Below are 18,775 nucleotides of genomic sequence, written 5' to 3' on the forward strand. Positions count from 1 at the left end.
GGTTCGACAATAATTCTTATAAATCGACAAAACCTTTTGAGACTTTATAAAAAAATAGTATCAAAGTACTTATAATTCTTAAAAAAGGTGCCAAACTAATAGGAAAATTAATCTGGGCACCTTTTTCATAATTCTTGTTTATTTTAACAAAGGAATCTTTATTACTAGCTTAAATCTTTGTATAACTAGTAGAGTGACTAACAATGGAATATGTATAGTTATAATACCAGCTAAAATTCGTGACCACGTACCTGCTGCAATTTGTTCAAATGGAATAATTTGAGTAAGAGGAAGAAGTAAAATGATTTCAAAAAATACTAACAAAATAAACCCAATGATACCAATAATAAAACCATGAAGTATTTTAAAACGGAAAATTATCACTACTAATAATGCGAACACTGTTAAGTTAATTAAAGGTTTGACTGAATTCATCATATAAATACTTAAAGTAAAAGCTACTCCACCATATAATACTGAGAAAATAAGCAGAGATTTTAAGTTCTTCTTGATTGAAATACCAAAAAGAGCAAAAGAAACTGCGAGCATAAAGAATGCTTCTGGAAACGATAATAAAAAGAAACTAAACCACTCCATAATAACTCCTTTCTTGTTGTAAAGCATTGATGATATTAGTAGTATAATATTTTTGGCGGCTAAAAGCGACATTTTAAAACTACCCATATATATTATGGAATCATTAGGTGTTAGTGGCTGATTTTGCATTAATAATAGGATTTTGACTAGAAAAAAAGCTATGTTCGGTAGTTCTATCAACATAAATACCTAATCTTTGGCTACTCTTACACTAACGTGATTGATCATTTTCCACCAATTTCGGAAATGAGATTTCAATACTTACTATATTACCTGTAGTATCGACTTCCAAAAAACCATTATATTTCTCAGTAACTTCTTGGATAATTGCTAAGCCGTATCCCCTATCTGATTTCGATTTAGTAGAATAACCGATTTTGAAATGATTTTCAGTAATCTCTTTCAAAATAGAGGTGTTTTTTACGATTAATTTCATTGTATCATTGACTTTCACAATTTCTAATTCGATTTTGCGTTCTTCATTAGGCATTTTAAGTGTTGCTTCATAGGCATTATCAAGCAAGTTGCTAATTAATCGTATTAAATCGGTAGAAGATAAAATAGTTTCAATTTCTTCATTTGCTATATTCACGCTAAAAGGTATGCCTGCTTTTTGATACTTGCCCATTTTCGAATATAGCATTGAAGAGAGAATAGGATTTTTTATCGTCAATGCCTTATTATTAATATTAATATCACCGATCATTTCTTGAATGTATTTATCAGCGGCATCAAAGTTCTTTATTTTTATTAGTCCGGAAATAACCGTTAAGTGATTGTTAAGGTCATGGCGGTCAGATCGAACTGAAGTAACTAGGGACCGGAACTCTTCAACATGAGTAGATTCAGTATTATAAACTTTTCGTTTCTCCTCGCGTTTAAAGATTTTCCCTAATATGTAAAGAGATAGAATGTTTAATACAATAACGAAAATTAAGTGAATTGGGACCCCAATGATATCAAGAGCATTATCCTTTAAGCCTGCGATTGAAATAATAGCGAAGAAAACTAACAATAATTGAATTAAGATGATAAGTACTAAAGTGACAAAATTCATAAAATTGAACATTTATGGCTTGTAACAAAAAAACAGCCATTTTACTCCTTAAAGTTAGTTTTAATAGGATTATAACACAAAAAATATAGATTTTTGACGTTCTCATAAATGTGTTTATTCATACACATTGGTAGACTCTAAATTTATACCACCAAAGAATGTCAGACTGTTTACTACTGCAGTCCTTTTGGTGATAAAAGATATAATAGTTCCAGAAAATGCATTAGGCTTAAAGTATTTTATCCACCGTCAACTCCTTCTCATGTCGTTCCTCCTATATCTTACTTAGCGATCTTTGAATATAGCTAAGTGGATATAGGAGGAAGGAAACACTTACCTTATAGAAATACTTACAAGCTATTTTTATGGTTTTACACGGGCACCGAAAAAGTCCAATCAAAACGATTCAAGAAGTTCTAGCTCTATACGTTGCGCGCTTGTTATGAATAAACCACTCATAGCGCTCTATGTCTGTAGCAGTCTTATCCTAGTAGTAATAATTTAATTCTATATTGCATTACAATATTTTTTTTGTTAAAATCGTTTCATAGCTAACGATTAAGAAAACTTAAGGAGGGGTGTCATATTCATAAATTTAATGACGCTGGGGATTTACTTCCTGAAGAGAAAGATACGATCAACCTCTTAACGAAATTACCAATGAATTCACTTAACTTAGATGCAATTGCTGTTGTTACTAATATTTATCGAATTGCTCAAGGGTTAAGAAATAAAATGGAGCGAGAGGTCTTATCGGAGTACAACCTATCGTGGACATCCTTTTCAATACTATATGATTTGTGGATAGGAAATTCGATCGAAACGAAAAAATTAGCAGAATCGGCAGGGGTAACTAAAGCCACTGTAAGTAATATTACGAATACATTAGAACGTAAAGAACTTTGCTATCGTAAAGTGGACAATAGGGATAGAAGGATAACGTACGTTACGATAACGGATAAAGGGAAGCAAGTAATGGAAGAACTATATCCTCGTTTTCATGAAGGGGAAGTTCAGATCGTTTCAAGTTTGACTGTGGGCGAGCAAAAGAACATATCAGAGTTATTGAGGAAAGTAATTCGAGAGTCTGGCTTTTGATTTAAACAATTTAATATGAAAAGAGCTGTGATCGGAAATCTAGTAGTAGCTATCTCCCTGTATCAGAGAGTCGATGGTTGGTGTGAATCGACACATAGGTAGGACGAAATACATTCCCTGAGCTTTCTTTGTTACAGTAATAGTGACAGAGACGGATGAACCGTTATTCAATTAAGTGGGAGATCGTAATCTTCAACAAGGGTGGTACCGCGTGCAAAACCACGTCCCTTCTATAGTTAGGGATGTGGTTTTTTATGTTTATCAGGACGTATAAATACTTTAGTTTGGAAAGTGGGCATATTCAAACAAATTCCGCTTTGCGGGTTATATTTTATTATTGGAGGAATGAAAAATGAGTGAATTAATCAAACAACTAACAGAAGAACAACTAATAGAGGTTAAAAGACAGATGGAAATATACAAGCAAGGTGTACAAGATATTATCCCACTCGAAGATTTAGAAAAGAAAGTTGCAAAATCAGTGCTAGAAAACAGACCACTAAAAATCAAACTAGGGTTAGATCCTTCAGCCCCAGATGTACACCTTGGCCATACTGTTGTACTTAAGAAAATGAAACAGTTTCAAGATAACGGTCATATTATCCAATTATTAATTGGAGATTTTACAGGCAAGATTGGAGATCCAACCGGTAAGTCTATTGCTAGAAAACCATTAACCGATGAAGAAGTTAAATACAATGCAACAACGTACTTTGAGCAATTTGGAAAAGTGATGGACATGGATAAAGTTGAGCTACATTATAATTCGGAGTGGCTATCAAAATTAAACTTTGAAGACGTCGTTCAACTAGCAGGAAAAATAACCGTCGCAAGACTAATGGAAAGGGACGATTTTGAAGAAAGAATTGCTCTTGGTAAGCCGATCTCACTTCATGAGTTCTTCTACCCGTTAATGCAAGGCTACGATTCGGTGGTTTTAGAGTGTGATATTGAACTAGGTGGAACGGACCAGCATTTTAACATTTTAATGGGACGACACTTCCAAGAAAAGTTCGGAAAAGAAAAACAAGTAGCAATGCTTATGCCGTTACTTGAAGGTCTTGATGGTGTAGAAAAAATGTCAAAATCAAAGAAAAACTATATTGGTATTGATGAAAGTCCACAAGAAATGTACGGGAAAGCAATGTCTATTCCAGATGAGTTAATGAATAAATACTTTGAACTCATTACTGACTTTTCACCAGAGCAAATTGCAGAAATTAAGAAAAACTTGGAGTCGGGAGAATTACATCCTAGAGACGCAAAAATGCTCTTAGGGAAAACGATTGTAAAAATGTACCACGGTGAAGAAGCAGCGAAAAAAGCGGAACAGCAATTCGTGTCAGTCTTTCAAAAAGGGGCGGTACCAGATGAGATCCCAGTGGCTGACTGGAAGGGTAATAAAGAAGTTCTCATTCTTGAACTCCTTGTTACTTTAGATTTATTAAGCTCAAAAAGTGAAGCACGCCGAATGATTGATAATAGAGGTGTGAAAATAAATGGTGATAGAGTAGAAGACACTGGTATGCTCGTTACCATTAAGGATGGATTGGTTATACAAGTAGGAAAGCGGAAGTTTGTTAAAATAAAATTATGATGTGATTGGAATATTTCGATAGAAACTAACTTAATGAAGCCACAGAAAAAGTGAAATACACACTTTTTTCTGTGGCTTTTACCTTTAGTAAGCTATATTATAATCAAGTTATAGCCTGTTCTATATACTATTTTCAAAAAATAATGTAATACCTTGACTTCTTTTGTCGAAATCATATAAATTTATAAATAATCATACATAATATATGTTATCAGCTATTGTTAATTTACTAGAATTGAGGACGTATTATGATAATGCCTACTATTATTAAAGATTTTATATTAAATCTTTCCTTTGTGTTTCTACTGTATTTTGTCTATTACGGTTATATCGAAGGGAAAATAAAGAATCGTTATTCAAATGAACTTTTTATTGGTGTCTTATCCGTACTTGCGATAGTGTTGTGTATGACATTTCCTGCATACCCTATTACTGGCTTTATCTTTGATATGCGACAAGTACCTTTTATCATTGGTGCATTATATGGAGGGCGTAGAGTTGCGCTATCCCTTCTAATTGTAATAATATCATATCGTTTTTTCCTAGGGTTAGATGCGGGTTTTTATGTCACTGTTGTCATGTATGCAATTTTATTTCTTGTATTGCTTTATGCTATTCCACTTTTTAAAAAGGCAAATTTGACAAAAGAAAAGGTGAAAATCACCTTAGTATGTTCGGTTTTTGGTAAAGCAATATTAGCTATTTCATTGTACTTTTTTGGAATTAGTAATGATTTAAGTGTAATAATGAGTTTGCTTATTGTTTATGGGTCACAGACTGTAGGAATTGTCTTGTTTGTTACATATATTGAACGTGCGAAAAAAGAACAGCTAATGATAGGTGAGATAAAAAAACTTGAGAAATTAAGAGTTGTTAGTGATATAGCAGCGAGTATCTCACATGAAGTACGAAACCCTCTAACTGTTACGAAAGGTTTTCTACAATTACTTCGAGAACCGGGGCTTCCTCCTGAAAAGCAGAGAATGTATGCGGATCTTTCATTAGATGAATTAGAACGCGCGGAGTCGACGATTTCTGATTATCTAACGTTTGCGAAACCTTCATTAGAAAATACGGAAATACTTGACTTAGAAAAAGAACTAGAGTACCTAAACAAAGTCATGATTCCTTATGCTAATATGCATAGTGTCGATGTAGTTGTTGAAGTTAAACACAAGCTTTTCATTGTTGGTGAACGTCAAAAGTTACATCAATGTTTGATTAATCTATCTAAGAACGCAATAGAAGCTATGCCTGACGGGGGATGTTTAAACGTCATATTGGAAGAACAAGAAGGACGAGTGGTAATTACAATTATAGATACAGGAGTCGGAATGAATTCAGAACAAGTTAATCGACTTGGAACACCGTATTATTCGACGAAAGATAAAGGGACAGGTTTAGGTACAATGGTTGTTTATAGCATCGTAAAAATAATGAATGGAGAGATGAATGTTGAAAGTGAAGTTGGTAAAGGGACTACTTTTACACTTTCGTTTCCAAAAATGGACCCTACTAGTTGAAGAGTACAATACTAGAATTTGATTGAAATTTATATATATTCAGACGAAAAGGCATCTTCACTCAAAGAAGATGCCTTTTCATATAATAGTAACTTCAAATGCATTTATGTTGAGACATATGTCGTTACTATTACGTTTTTTAGAAAATTAAATGTATCAAACACTATACATATTTTGTTTTTTATAGTATATTTCAGGATGTTTAATTTTAAAGGGAGTGTATATTCATATGAAACAAAATTATCTTATTATAATTTCCTTCGTAGCTTTTATTGTTTTTCTGTTAATATCGTACCAGTCCATTTATGGCAATGGGTTAGTATACGATGATATTCTGATTGCATGGATTCAAACTAATCATTTACCCTATTTTACTGAAATAATGCGAGTGGTAACAGCAGTAGGTTCAGGTGAAATGATTTTGATAATAACGTTTGTCATTGTATTCCTATTGTTAGTTAAGAAGAATGTCTTTACTAGCATATTTTTATTATCCATTACAATTGGTGGCATTTTCATTAACTTTGTATTAAAGGTCTTATTCCAAAGAGAACGACCAGGAGAGGGAAGAGAACTTGAAGTATTCAACTATTCACTTGAAATTCCATCTTACAGTTTCCCTAGTGGACATACTATGCGAAGTGTAATACTTTTTAGCTTTTTAATTTACTTGATATATCAAGTAATTAATCATTATTCAATAAAAATATTATTATCTATTTTATGTGGAATAATGATAATTCTCATTGCTCAAAGTAGAGTGTACTTAGGACTACATTATCCATCTGATATTATTTCAGCGATAAGTATCTCAATATCTTGGTTCTTTGTCTGCTTGTATTTCTTTAGAAAGTTTAAACCAAAACGAAAAGTAGGTTTCACCTTTCAATAAATAATATGTTATAAATTTAGGAACTGTTTTAACGACAGTTCTTATTTTAATTTTGCGAGACAAGTAAGGAGTAAAATACTGCGAGCAAAGAAGAAAGAGAAGTACTTGCAGCAGTAATAGAAGTAATTTTATTAGTCAATATAATCATTGACACCATTTGCTAGCTTAAGTATATTAAATAGGTACAAATAATAACTGTTACGATTTATTGTATTAGTAAAAGTTTTTATTCTACATTTCTTATAATATATAAATCGTAATGATTACATTTATCGAAAGAGTAGTGGTACATACTAGCTATCGAAAAAATATTAGGAGTGGAATGAATGTTTAAAAAGAAAGTAGTTCTGTTTATTATGATTGCAGCTCTTTTTACAGTTATTACTGGTTGTAATAATGCGAAAGAAACAGTTAATAAAGAGGTGGCAAGTGAAACCTCAGAATCTAGTAAGAAGTCTGTTACATTGTTGTTTAGTTTTGCATCAAAAACTATTGACCCTCATCAAGACTGGATGGGTGTTCGTGCTGGAATTGCAGAAACGCTTGTAAAAATTGATGAACAGTTGGAAATTCAACCATGGTTAGCAGAGTCATGGAAGCAAGCCGATGAGAGAACATGGATATTTACTATTAGAGATGGAGTTACGTTCCATGATGGATCATCTGTTGATGGAGAGGCAGTTTTGGCTTCGTTTGAACGTCTAATTGAAGTTAACGATGCAATTGCATCAAGCTTAAAAATTGAATCTATGGAAGCAGATGGTCAAGAAATTAGTTTTATCACTTCTGAAGAATACCCAGCATTTCTTTCAGAATTAGTCCATATAAATACTGCTATCATAAAAGCTGATCACGAAAATATTAGTGAACAACCAATCGCTACTGGTCCATTTCAAGTAGTTGGATTTACAACTGAAGCTGAGATTAACCTTGAAAGGTACGAAGAATACTGGGATGGTGCAGCTAATTTAGATGAAGTAACAATTAAATTTAACTCGGATGGTAATGTTCGAGCACTAGCTCTTCAATCAGGTGAAGTCGATATTGCGTATCATTTACCTCCAGAAGGATTAGCACCAATTGAAAATAGTGTCAACCTTCGTGTTGAATCAGTTTCAAGTTTACGTGTTCATTTTCTACTATATAATGCTGCAAAGCCCGAATTACAAGATGTTAACGTACGTAAAGCTTTAGACTTACTTGTTAATCGTCCAATCGCAGTAAATGAAATCATGAATGGACATGCAACAGCAGCAAATGGTCCTTTCTATCCTGAATTTCCATTTGCGAGTGAAGAGGAACCAGTAAATTATGACCCAACGCAAGCAGAGGCATTACTAAATGAAGCTGGGTATGCATTAAACGAAAATGGAAAGTTAGAAAAAGATGGAGAGATTCTTCAATTAACATTGGCGACGTATCAGGGCAGACCTGAACTACCGTTAATGGCGCAATACTTCCAAGCGGAAGCAGCAAGTCTAGGTATTGATTTGAATATCGTGACGGTTGAAAACATTGATAGTTATTTATGGGAACAGCAGGATGAGTGGGATATCGCAACATATTCCATATTAACAGCTCCGCGCGGAGACGGAGGCTACTTCTTAAATGTATCCTATTTGCCTGAGGGTTCGCTAAATCCAGGACAAATTACTATTCCTGCATTAAATGAGCTAACACAACAATTAAATGTAACATCAGATTTAAACGAACGGATTTCTCTTCAAAAACAAGCTGTGGCAATTATCCAAGAAGAGGTACCACAATCGTTTATCCTACATCCTCATATTATTGTTGGCGTAAATGAGCGGATAAAAAACTGGAGTCCCGGTTCTGAAGAATACTATTTAATTACGAATAAAATGAATGTTGAATAGTAACGAAATAGAAGTGGCATTTGCTATGAGGACCAAAGACGACTGAAAAGTTCAATTAGCAGATTTAAGAAGTGGTAATGACTTCGCGCATTACTTCGAGGATGTCCCCAAAGGTAAAAAATGACCTTTTGGGACATCCTCTTCTTGTTGACTAGTAAATAACGTTGTTCAGGAGGTGAAGAATATGCTTAGAGTCTTATCGATTATTGGTTCGAGGATAATTCAATTACTCATTATGGTATTAGTTCTTTCGTTTATCACTTTTTTATTAATGAAAATTACACCTGGCGATCCAATTAGAGCGATTTTAAAGGTAGACGATGTGATTTCCACAACGGTTGATGAAGAGAGGTTAATGAAAGAGTATGGTTTTGACCAACCAATTTTAGTCCAATATGGTCAGTGGATTTGGAGTGTTGCACAGTTAGATTTGGGTGAATCGATCATTGCTAATAGGCCTGTTCTAGATATGATCATGAGCAGATTACCAGCGACAATTGCATTATCAATAGGGGGATTGATTGTACTTTTTGTCATTTCTGTTCCACTTGGAATAGTAGGTGCAGTTTACGAAGGGCGTTGGCCCGATTATCTCAGCAGATGGATAGCGATGATCGGTGCCTCTATCCCAAGCTTTTGGTTAGGGTTACTATTAATCTATTTTTTCTCACTACAACTCAATCTTTTACCTGTTATGGGGAAAGGTACTCTTGCTCATTTTGTTTTACCATCTATAACTCTTGGGATTGCAATGGCTCCAATGTATATTAGGTTATTACGAGAACGGCTTATATCAACGTTGCAAAGTCCATACATAGAGGCTGCAAAAGCGAGAGGATTAAGGAAAGAACGAATACTTATTTTTCATGCTTTACGAGGAAGTCTTATTCCTTTAGTAACTATGTTTGGTTTAAGTATTGGAAGTTTACTGGGAGGGATAACTGTTATAGAGATTCTCTTTTCTTGGCCAGGAATGGGAGAACTGATAGTGAATGCTGTGATGCATCGAGATTATCCGGTCATTCAAGGTTATATTCTCGTGGTTGGTTTTCTTGTAGTCGTAACAAACTTAATTGTTGACTTATTATATTTAGTGATTAACCCACAAATTAAGCAAGGAAAGGATTTAGGGTGATGGAAACAACATTAAATAAGACATCGCGACTTCTACGGAATCCGAATATCGTTTTTGGAATGTTGCTTGCTATATTCCTTGCAGGTATTACATTTCTTGGAGGAGTTCTCACGCCTCATGATCCGTTTCAAATTAATATGGGGAACAGGTTACAAGGAGCTTCGTCTGTACATTGGTTAGGTACGGATCAATTAGGTAGAGATGTTTTTTCAAGGATCGTATATGGTGCTAAATTAACGATTGGTTTAGGTATGTTTGCTATCCTAATGGCCATCTTCATTGGAGTCCCAATCGGACTTATCTCTGGCTATATTGGTGGGAAGATTGATGCATTCTTTATGAGAATAATTGACGGGATTTTGGCTTTTCCAGATTTTATCTTGGCTATTGCTATTGCAGGAATGTTAGGTCCTAGCTTAACCAATATAGTCATTGCAATTGTTCTAGTTCGGTGGATTGTTTATGCACGAGTCGTAAGGGGATTAGTCCTTGTGGAAAAAGAGAAAGAGTATGTATTAGTTTCAAAAGCTGCTAATTCAAGCTCTCTAAAAACAATACGGAAGCATTTATTACCTCAAGTTATTCCAGATATTATTGTCATGGCAGCAATTGATGTAGGAAAAGTGATTTTACTTATTTCAGCTTTATCTTATATTGGCCTTGGAGCGCAGCCACCTATCCCAGAGTGGGGAGCGATGCTTAACGATGGTCGTGGTTATTTTCAAGTGATACCTTCGCTTATGATTTATCCAGGACTTGCAATAATGATTACGGTTCTATGTTGTAACCTACTTGGCGATGGGTTAAAAAGTTATTTCGATATCAGAAAAGGGAGGGATTATTTGTGAGTAAACCTCTAATTTTCATTCAAGATTTGTGTATTGAGCAAGGAAAAGAGAATAATTTTCTAGTAAAAAAGAGTAATATAAAGATAGAAAAAGGGGAGATTGTCGGTCTAATTGGAGAGAGTGGTAGTGGGAAGAGCTTAACTGCAAGAGCAATAATGGGACTTCTTCCTTCAGAAATGAATGTATCTGGTCATATTTTTTATCAAGGGACAGATTTGTTATCAATTTCTCAAAAAGAACATCGAAAACTTCTTGGTCGTGAAATAGGGATGATTTTTCAAGATTACCGTGGTAGTTTTACTCCTTATATAAAAGTAGGAAAACAAATGATAGAAACGATTTGTACTCATCAGAAAGTACAGAAGAAAGAAGCAATAACTATAGCTTATTCAGTTCTTGAAGAAATGGGGTTAGATTCAGAGCGGGTTTATCGAAGTTATCCTTTTCAATTAAGTGGTGGGGAAGTTCAACGAGCTACGATAGCCATGACTCTAGCATTAAGGCCTGCCTTACTTATATGTGATGAAATTACTACAGCCTTGGATGTGATGAATGGCGAAAAGGTACTAGATTATATAGACAAAATTCGTAATAATACAGGATGCGCGGTGTTAATGATTACTCATGATTTAGCTCAAGCATATAAGCGAACTGACCGTATGTATGTGATGAATCAAGGTGAAATCGTTGAAGAAGGGCTACCAGAACAAATTCGTTGCCATCATAAACATCCATATACAAAAAAATTATGTTCTTGTTTACTTTCTCTCCCAGAAGAGAAGCCATTACAAAATGTAAGAGTGAGTGCGTTATGAGTTTAATAGTAGATGGATTATCAAAACATTATTCAAAGAGCATACAAGCCTTACAAAATATTTCTTTTCGTGTTGCGGAAGGGGAATGCATAGGAATTGTAGGAGAAAGTGGTAGTGGTAAGAGTACTCTCGCAAGGATACTTATAGGGTTAGAACCTTATAAAGAAGGCTGTATCAAGATAAATGGTCAATCAATAGCACCGAAAAAACGAGCCCTTTTACGTGAGTTCAGAAAGAATGTTCAAATGATATTTCAAGATTCTACAGGTGCTCTTAATCCCAAGTTACCGATATGGAAAAGTATAGTAGAGCCTTTAGATAATTATAAGGAATTTACGCCCTCCTTTATATCTGTAGAAGGACTTTCAAGAAGAGAAATTGCAGAAGCCCTTTTAGAGTTAGTAGGATTGGACAGGAAAATGGTTGATCGTTATCCAGGAGAATTAAGTGGGGGTCAAAAGCAGCGCGTATGTATTGCTAGAGCAATAAGCATTGAACCGGCTTTTCTCATTTGTGATGAACCTACAGCAAGCTTAGATGTTACGGTTCAAGTTCAAATATTGGAGTTACTGAAGGACCTCCAAAAGAAAACGAATATGACGATTCTTTTTATTTCTCATGATATAAGGGCAGTTTCCTTTCTATGTGAAAAAATGATCGTACTTCATAATGGCATCATCGTTGATCAGTTTAGGTTGGAAGAGCTTTATCATAAGGAGCGTCACTCATATACCAAGGCCTTAATTGAAGCAGCGAAAATCGACTAAATTTAGTGATGTAAATAGTGGATTAAGCCTTTTGAAAATTTATAGTAAATGAGGAAGCGTATGAAACTAGAGACAGCGCCTACAGAGTTAAAGAATACGATTCCCTTTAGCCAAAAAGAGTATTTAATATTAGCAGTTCCACTAATCATTTCAGGTATCTCTACCCCAATATTAGGTGCAGTCGATACAGCAGTGGTTGGTAGGATTCCGGACCCAGCTGTTATTGGTGGAGTAGCGATTGGTGCCGTTATTTTTAATACAATGTATTGGTTATTAGGGTTTCTTCGAGTTAGTACAAGTGGATTTACGGCTCAGGCTGAAGGAGCAAATAACCAAAGTGAAATACTTTTATCTTTATTCCGCCCGATGATCATTGCAATGATATTTGGTATGTTCTTCGTCATTTTTCAACAACCTATTTTACAAATTGCTTTAGCTGTTATCGGAGGTAGTGAAGCAGTATCATCCTTTGCAGCAACCTACTTTTCTATTCGAATATGGGGTGCACCATTTATTTTGCTCAGCTATGTCATTATTGGTTGGTTAATTGGGATGGGGAAGGTACGCCTAGCTTTAGCAACTCAAATACTAATGAATGTATTAAATATTGTATTAGATTTTATTTTTGTTTTAGGTTTTGGAATGGGAGTTAGCGGAGTTGCGTATGCGACATTGATTTCTGAAGTTACATCTGTATTATTTGGTTTATGGCTTATTATACGTTTAAATAATCTGACATTAGCTGACTTTAACCTTAATAAGCTATTAGATTCTGAACCATTACTTAAAATGATGAAAGTTAATCGTGACTTATTCTTACGTACTGTATGCCTCCTTATAATGACAGGAATATTTACTGCAAAGGGTGCAAGTATGGGAGAAATTACGTTAGCGGCGAATGCCATTTTACTACAAATTCATTATATTATGGCATATATGCTAAGCGGTTTTGCTAATGCCTCAAGTATTATTGTTGGTAGATCTATTGGAGCTAAGAATCAATCGCTTTATAAACGTGCCTATAAGCTCTCTGCTCAATGGGGCTTTATTTCGGCCATTTTCTTATCATTCATTATGATAGGTTTTGGAGAAAGTATCGTTGGGTTATTTACAACAATTATAGAAGTACGAGTAGTAACGGTTGAAGCATTATTCTGGATGCTTGTTTATCCTATTGTTGGCTTTTGGGGCTTGCAATTAGAAGGGATATTCTCAGGAGCTACAGAGGCTGGTCCTGTGAGAGATTCGATTGTCTTAGCATTAATTATGTTTCTATTTGCCCTATGGTTCTTTGTACCTCTGTATCAAAACCATGGAGTATGGATTGCATTTGTATTATTTACTTTTTTCCGTTCTTTCTTTTTATCATTATATATTCCGAAATTAACGCGTTTAAAGTTTACTTGAATGAATTAATGTCTCTTTGTCAATGATAACCCTGTAGGAGGGGTGAATCATAATGGCTCAAGATGTCTTATGTGAAGTAAGTAATTGCGTGTACAATGAACAAGGAAACAAATGTGCTGCTTCAGAAATTTATGTAGTAAGTCACAAAGGGAAAGAAGCCGCTTCTCAAAAAGAAACGGACTGTAAAACATTTGAACCAGGAATGTAATCAGAAAGAGACAGCCAAGTACGTGGTTGTCTCTTTTCTTTATGTTATTATTGATAATGATTATCATTTTTATTCGTGATTTCATCAGTTTTTTTGCCTAGAAATTGAGAGAGGATTTTCTACCTTTTTTAGGACAATACGGAGGCAAAAAGTAAGCCATAGCGACGCATATAGAGAGAGGTCGCTACAGCTTTGTTGGGAGAGTCATATAATGTGTTTATCTCTGCTAGTAATTTTGGATGTTGACTAATACTTTCATTAACTGTCAAAAACCCGTTTGGATGGTCAACAATGTCGACGTGAAATTGTTTAAGATTATAATTAAGCACCTGTAATTACCTCGTTATTACTTGGAATGACACAACGTCCACGACCGAATGGAATACAGTGTGGTGTACCAAATAGGGGGTCATTTGTTACCTGACATTCCATACCAAAAACTGATCGAACCAAGTCACAATTAATAATGTCTTCCGGAGTACCCTGATTGAAAACAGCTCCGTCTTTAATAGCAATAATATTATGAGCATAACGAGAAGCTAAATTTATATCATGTAAGACCATAATAATTGTACGAGAATGTTTCTCATTCAACTCGAATAAAAGGTCTAATATCTCTATTTGATGTGTCATATCTAAATAGGTAGTAGGCTCATCTAGTAAAATAATATCTGAGTCTTGTGCAAGAGTCATTGCAATCCAAGCACGTTGACGTTGTCCACCTGAAAGTTCATCAACAGGTCTATCCCGTAGTTCATCGACACGTGTTGCTTTCATTGCGGCATCAACTTTCTCAGTATCTTCCTCAGTCCAGCGCTTTAGCCATGATTGGTGAGGATAACGACCTTGCTTTACTAAGTCATAAACCGTTAGTCCTTCAGGTGAGATAGGGGACTGTGGTAAAATTCCCATTTTCTTTGCTACTTCTCTTGAAGACATACGATGTACATCTTTCCCTTCTAGTAAAACGGAGCCTTCAGCTGGCTTTAATAATCGTGTCATAGAACGAAGAAGTGTTGACTTTCCACAGCCGTTACTGCCGACAAATACTGATATTTGTCCACGTGGAATAGTCAAGTTTAAGCTTTGAAATAGTAAGCGGTCATTATAACCAACAGATAATTTGTTTGTTTGGATAGATGCTTTCATAAATATATTCCCCCCTACATCAATAATACCTTAAAGAGCATGATAATATTTCTCATTGTATTTATCTTTATCATAACATAATATATTTCAATTGATAATGATTATTTGTATCAAAAAAACTCTTTACTTTATCAAAAAGTGAGGTTAAACTAACGTTTATGGAATGATAATGATTATCAGATTCATAACTACTTAGATGTACACATCATATTTGGAGGTTTTTTAAAATGAAAAAAGTAATGCGAAACATACTTACGCTTGGATTACTATTAGTAGTTTTAGCGGCATGTTCTTCTAGCAAAGTAGAAACTGTAGTAGAAAATTCAGTGACTAAGGGTAATCAAGTTACATTTATGGGCTCGAATGGAGAAGTAACTCTTGATGCTCCGGCTGAAAGAGTAGTAGTTTTAGAGTGGACGTATGCAGAGAATTTATTAGCACTAGGAATCCAGCCAGTTGGAATGGCTGACATTGAATCATATGGAGATTATGTAAATATTGAGCCTCAATTAGATGATAGTGTTGTAGATGTTGGCGGGCGTCAAGAGCCTAGTCTAGAGGCGATTGCCTCACTTAATCCTGACTTAATTATCGGTGTCAGCTTCCGTCATGACGGGATGATTGACCAATTAGAATCAATTGCACCAACAGTCATTTTTAATCCGTATCCAGAAGATGAGAGCATTAATTTGTATGAAGAGATGGAACAAACATTTAATGAAATGGCAAAAGCAGTTGGGAAAGAAACAGTAGCACAAGAAGTGTTAGCTGAGCTTGATCAAAAGTATGATGAAGCACAGTCAACAATTAATGCTGCAAACCTAGCAACCAAAGATGTTATTTTAACGCTTGCCTATACGGGAGCTCAAGCGCCGGAAGTACGAGTTTTTACTCCACATTCTATGGCTTCTATTATTCTAGATAAGATGGGACTTAATAATGCTCATGTGCCAGACCAATTTGAAATTTTTGGTTCAAGTACATTTAATGTTGAAGGTCTTGTAAAATATGAAAATACAAACTACTTATATACTGTACCTGATGCAGACAATATTTATGAGAACCAGTTAAAAGGGAATAAAGTATGGGAAAATTTAACGTTTGTTAAAGAAGACAGATTATACGACCTTGGAGCGGATACATGGCTTTATGGAGGTCCTTTATCAGCTGGTACGCTTGTTGAGCAGATTACGAAAACATTGGTGAGCAAATAATGGGTAGGAGCTCGCAGAAAAAGTCATTTGCCTTATTGGCAGGGGGCTTTTTCTTGCTTATCGTTTTATCTCTAGTACATCTAACTCAAGGACAAGCAGATTATTCTATGTATGAGTTACTAGATCAGGTGTGGGTAGAAGGTCGGATACAAGACATTGTATTGTCTCTTCGTTTACCAAGACTAGTGATTGGTATTATTGCGGGTGGAGCACTAGCCGTTTCCGGTGCTATCCTGCAAACGTTAACGAAAAATCCACTTGCTGCACCAGGTACACTAGGGATTAATGCAGGGGCATTTTTCTTTGTGGTTGTCTCAACTATTTTTTTCCCAAGTTTTGTAGGGGGTTTTCCATTCATTACGGCTTTACTTGGAGCAACGTTATCATCCATTATGGTTGTCATATTATCAGGTAAACAAATGGAGCCTGTACGGGTTGCATTAACAGGTATGATTATTGCACTACTTTTTGCATCAGTAACTGGTACATTGCAATTATTATTCGAAAATAAAACAAATGGTCTTTTTCTATGGGGGTCTGGTACACTCGTTCAATTAAACTGGGATGGTGTTACATTTGCTGCACCTATGATTGCACTAGCGTTTCTTGCGGCGTTACTATTAGCGAAACCACTTGATACATTATCACTTGGTGAAGAAATAGCTACATCACTAGGACAAAATGTTTCGCTGATTAAACTAGCAACCTGGGCTACAGCGATAGTATTAGCGGCTGTTACTGTAAGTGTCGTAGGGTCAATTGGATTTATTGGCTTAATGGCTCCGCATATTGTGAGAATGCTAGGGGTTCGAGGACACTTCATGATTCTAGTACACTCCTTTTTATGGGGAGCAATTATGCTTGTAGGGGCCGATGTGTTAGGACGTCTTATTCAACCTGGGCAAGAAGTACCTGTTGGAGCTATGACTGCTTTAATTGGTGGACCTTGGCTTTTATATTTAGCATGGAAAACAGCTCGTTCATTAAAAAGTTCTGACCGCCAAATGGGTGGCACAACGTCCCCGATTAAATTAAAAGTAATTGTCCCAATTATGATTGGGTTAAGTAGTGTCGGTATAGTCATTGCTTTTTCATTTAATGGAATAGCATGGACATTTGATTGGTTTAATTCAATCGTATGGAACTTCCGTATTCCACGTGTATTAACTTCATTTATTGTAGGGATGATGCTAGCAGTTACTGGGGTATTATTACAGGGAGTTCTACGTAATCCATTAGCTGATGCAAGTGTAATCGGTGTCACATCAATGGGTGGAGCAGGTGCTATGATGCTTCTTGTGATGTTCCCAGCACTTCCTCCTGCGTTTATGCCGATTGGAGCGAGTATCGGTGCAGCAATCGCTTTATTTATTATTTTAGCTACTGCTTGGAAAAATAATTTTCAACCTTTACTAGTAGCGTTAATGGGTATTGCCATAGCTGCATTCGGTTCGGCAGCAACTCAAGTATTTATTGTAAAAGCAAAGTTAGCTGTTGCTTCTGCTCTAGTCTGGCTTTCAGGAAGTACGTATGGAAAAGGATGGGATGATGTTCAATATGCATTAATTTTATTTATCCTATTTATTGGTCCCGCCATCTATATGACGCGCAAATTGGATACGTTAACTTTTGGTGATGACGTTGCGACTGGACTTGGACTATCTGTTCGTTCTACACGAGTTTGGGCATTATGTATCGGCGTTGCGTTAAGTACGGCAGCTGTAGCGCTAGTCGGAACAATCGGTTTTATCGGACTTGTTGCACCACATATTGCAAGGAGATTGGTTGGATTCAGGCATCTTCCTCTTACGATTGTGTCTGGTTTGCTTGGTGGATTCTTGTTAGTAGTAGCGGACTTTGTAGGACGAATATTAATTGCGCCGAATGAAATACCGAGTGGACTAATCGTTGCCTTAATTGGTGCTCCTTATTTATTATATTTACTTAGAAAAATGAGATAATCTATCACTTTGTACTAGAAAGGATGAGGTATGTGGAGAAAGTAAGCTTTGTAGAAAATGCGATTACTTCAGAAGTAGCGCTGAGGGAAATCGTTGGAACACCTCATGAGTTAGTAAAGAACAAATCGATTTCATTTATTGATGAAACTGCTAAAAAATATATTTCAATGTCACCACTGATGTTTCTTTCTACATCAGATGCTGATGGTAATTGTGACGTTTCCCCTAGAGGCGATGAACCTGGTTCGATTCACGTATTGAATAAAGAACAGTTAGTTATCCCAGACCGACCAGGTAATAGAAGAGTGGATTCAATTATTAATATTATTTCTAACCCTCATGTTGGTCTAATCTTCCTCATCCCTGGTTTGGAAGAAGTACTACGTATCAATGGACGTGCATATATCATTCAAAATAACGATATTTTAAGTAAGATGAGTGTAGACAGCAAAAATCCACTACTAGGAATAGGAGTAGAGGTAGAAGAGTGTTTCATACATTGTCCACGAGCTCTGAAAAAGTCAATGGTTTGGGACATTGATAAGTGGCCAAACAAAGAGAATATACCTTCGATGATGGAGATATTTCAAGCACATTTAAAGATAAATGGCATGGAACTGAAAGAGTAAG

General features: G+C 35.5%; 17 protein-coding genes and 1 other annotated feature. Of the genes, 14 read left to right on the forward strand and 3 right to left on the reverse strand.

Going from position 1 to position 18,775, the window contains the following annotated elements:
• Positions 1–138 precede the first annotated feature (138 nt).
• A complete protein-coding gene (locus CD003_RS06600; protein ID WP_096200341.1) occupies positions 139–597 on the reverse strand; it encodes a hypothetical protein in 459 nt (152 codons plus the stop codon).
• A gap of 211 nt (positions 598–808) precedes the next feature.
• Positions 809–1,654, reverse strand: a complete 846-nt coding sequence (locus CD003_RS06605) for a sensor histidine kinase (protein ID WP_179295462.1) — start codon at positions 1,652–1,654, stop codon at positions 809–811.
• A gap of 660 nt (positions 1,655–2,314) precedes the next feature.
• Between CD003_RS06605 and CD003_RS06610 the strand changes: the two genes are divergently transcribed.
• From CD003_RS06610 to CD003_RS06660, 11 genes are all read left to right on the forward strand, one after another.
• Complete coding sequence (locus tag CD003_RS06610) at positions 2,315–2,752, forward strand: MarR family winged helix-turn-helix transcriptional regulator (protein ID WP_096200345.1); 438 nt, start codon at positions 2,315–2,317, stop codon at positions 2,750–2,752.
• An 18-nt stretch (positions 2,753–2,770) separates the two neighbouring features.
• Positions 2,771–2,984 (forward strand) — a binding site (T-box leader).
• Positions 2,985–3,104: 120 nt separating this feature from the next.
• Complete coding sequence (gene tyrS / locus CD003_RS06615) at positions 3,105–4,349, forward strand: tyrosine--tRNA ligase (RefSeq protein WP_096200347.1); 1,245 nt, start codon at positions 3,105–3,107, stop codon at positions 4,347–4,349.
• 248 nt (positions 4,350–4,597) lie between these two features.
• Positions 4,598–5,872, forward strand: a complete 1,275-nt coding sequence (locus CD003_RS06620; protein ID WP_096200349.1) for an ATP-binding protein — start codon at positions 4,598–4,600, stop codon at positions 5,870–5,872.
• A gap of 229 nt (positions 5,873–6,101) precedes the next feature.
• Complete coding sequence (locus CD003_RS06625) at positions 6,102–6,764, forward strand: phosphatase PAP2 family protein (RefSeq protein WP_096200351.1); 663 nt, start codon at positions 6,102–6,104, stop codon at positions 6,762–6,764.
• A 326-nt stretch (positions 6,765–7,090) separates the two neighbouring features.
• Complete coding sequence (gene nikA, locus CD003_RS06630) at positions 7,091–8,641, forward strand: nickel ABC transporter substrate-binding protein (RefSeq protein WP_179295463.1); 1,551 nt, start codon at positions 7,091–7,093, stop codon at positions 8,639–8,641.
• 184 nt (positions 8,642–8,825) lie between these two features.
• Positions 8,826–9,776, forward strand: a complete 951-nt coding sequence (nikB, locus tag CD003_RS06635; RefSeq protein ID WP_096200353.1) for a nickel ABC transporter permease — start codon at positions 8,826–8,828, stop codon at positions 9,774–9,776.
• Positions 9,776–10,624 (forward strand): nickel transporter permease, encoded by an 849-nt coding sequence (gene nikC, locus CD003_RS06640; RefSeq protein ID WP_096200355.1) that lies wholly within the window; start codon positions 9,776–9,778, stop codon positions 10,622–10,624. The genes nikB and nikC overlap by 1 nt, the downstream gene beginning before the upstream one ends.
• Positions 10,621–11,439: an ABC transporter ATP-binding protein gene (locus tag CD003_RS06645; RefSeq protein ID WP_096200357.1), complete on the forward strand. Its 819-nt coding sequence runs from the start codon at positions 10,621–10,623 to the stop codon at positions 11,437–11,439. Before nikC ends, CD003_RS06645 begins: the two co-directional genes overlap by 4 nt.
• Positions 11,436–12,206, forward strand: coding sequence for an ABC transporter ATP-binding protein (locus CD003_RS06650; protein ID WP_096200359.1), 771 nt, complete (start codon positions 11,436–11,438; stop codon positions 12,204–12,206). The genes CD003_RS06645 and CD003_RS06650 overlap by 4 nt, the downstream gene beginning before the upstream one ends.
• 60 nt (positions 12,207–12,266) lie before the next feature.
• The gene (locus CD003_RS06655) at positions 12,267–13,613 is read left to right on the forward strand and encodes an MATE family efflux transporter (RefSeq protein ID WP_096200361.1); all 1,347 of its coding nucleotides are present in this window, start codon (positions 12,267–12,269) and stop codon (positions 13,611–13,613) included.
• A 52-nt stretch (positions 13,614–13,665) separates the two neighbouring features.
• Positions 13,666–13,821 (forward strand): DUF1540 domain-containing protein, encoded by a 156-nt coding sequence (locus CD003_RS06660; protein WP_096200363.1) that lies wholly within the window; start codon positions 13,666–13,668, stop codon positions 13,819–13,821.
• Between the two features lie 321 nt (positions 13,822–14,142).
• Here the strand turns inward: CD003_RS06660 and CD003_RS06665 are convergent, their stop codons facing one another.
• Entirely contained in the window at positions 14,143–14,970 is an 828-nt protein-coding gene (locus tag CD003_RS06665; protein WP_096200365.1) for an ABC transporter ATP-binding protein, read from the reverse strand.
• Positions 14,971–15,197: 227 nt separating this feature from the next.
• Here CD003_RS06665 and CD003_RS06670 point away from each other — a divergent pair, with 227 nt between their 5' ends.
• From CD003_RS06670 to CD003_RS06680, 3 genes are read left to right on the forward strand one after another with little or no spacing between them, the layout of a single operon-like run.
• Positions 15,198–16,184 carry an ABC transporter substrate-binding protein gene (locus CD003_RS06670; protein WP_096200367.1) on the forward strand — a complete coding sequence of 329 codons (987 nt, stop codon included), beginning with the start codon at positions 15,198–15,200 and terminating at the stop codon, positions 16,182–16,184.
• Positions 16,185–16,237: 53 nt separating this feature from the next.
• Positions 16,238–18,145, forward strand: coding sequence for an iron ABC transporter permease (locus CD003_RS06675; RefSeq protein WP_257008233.1), 1,908 nt, complete (start codon positions 16,238–16,240; stop codon positions 18,143–18,145).
• 32 nt (positions 18,146–18,177) lie between these two features.
• Positions 18,178–18,774, forward strand: coding sequence for an MSMEG_1061 family FMN-dependent PPOX-type flavoprotein (locus CD003_RS06680; RefSeq protein WP_257008234.1), 597 nt, complete (start codon positions 18,178–18,180; stop codon positions 18,772–18,774).
• Position 18,775 lies beyond the last annotated feature (1 nt).

The organism is Bacillus sp. FJAT-45350 (assembly GCF_002335805.1).
Taxonomy (GTDB): Bacteria; Bacillota; Bacilli; order Bacillales; family NISU01; genus FJAT-45350.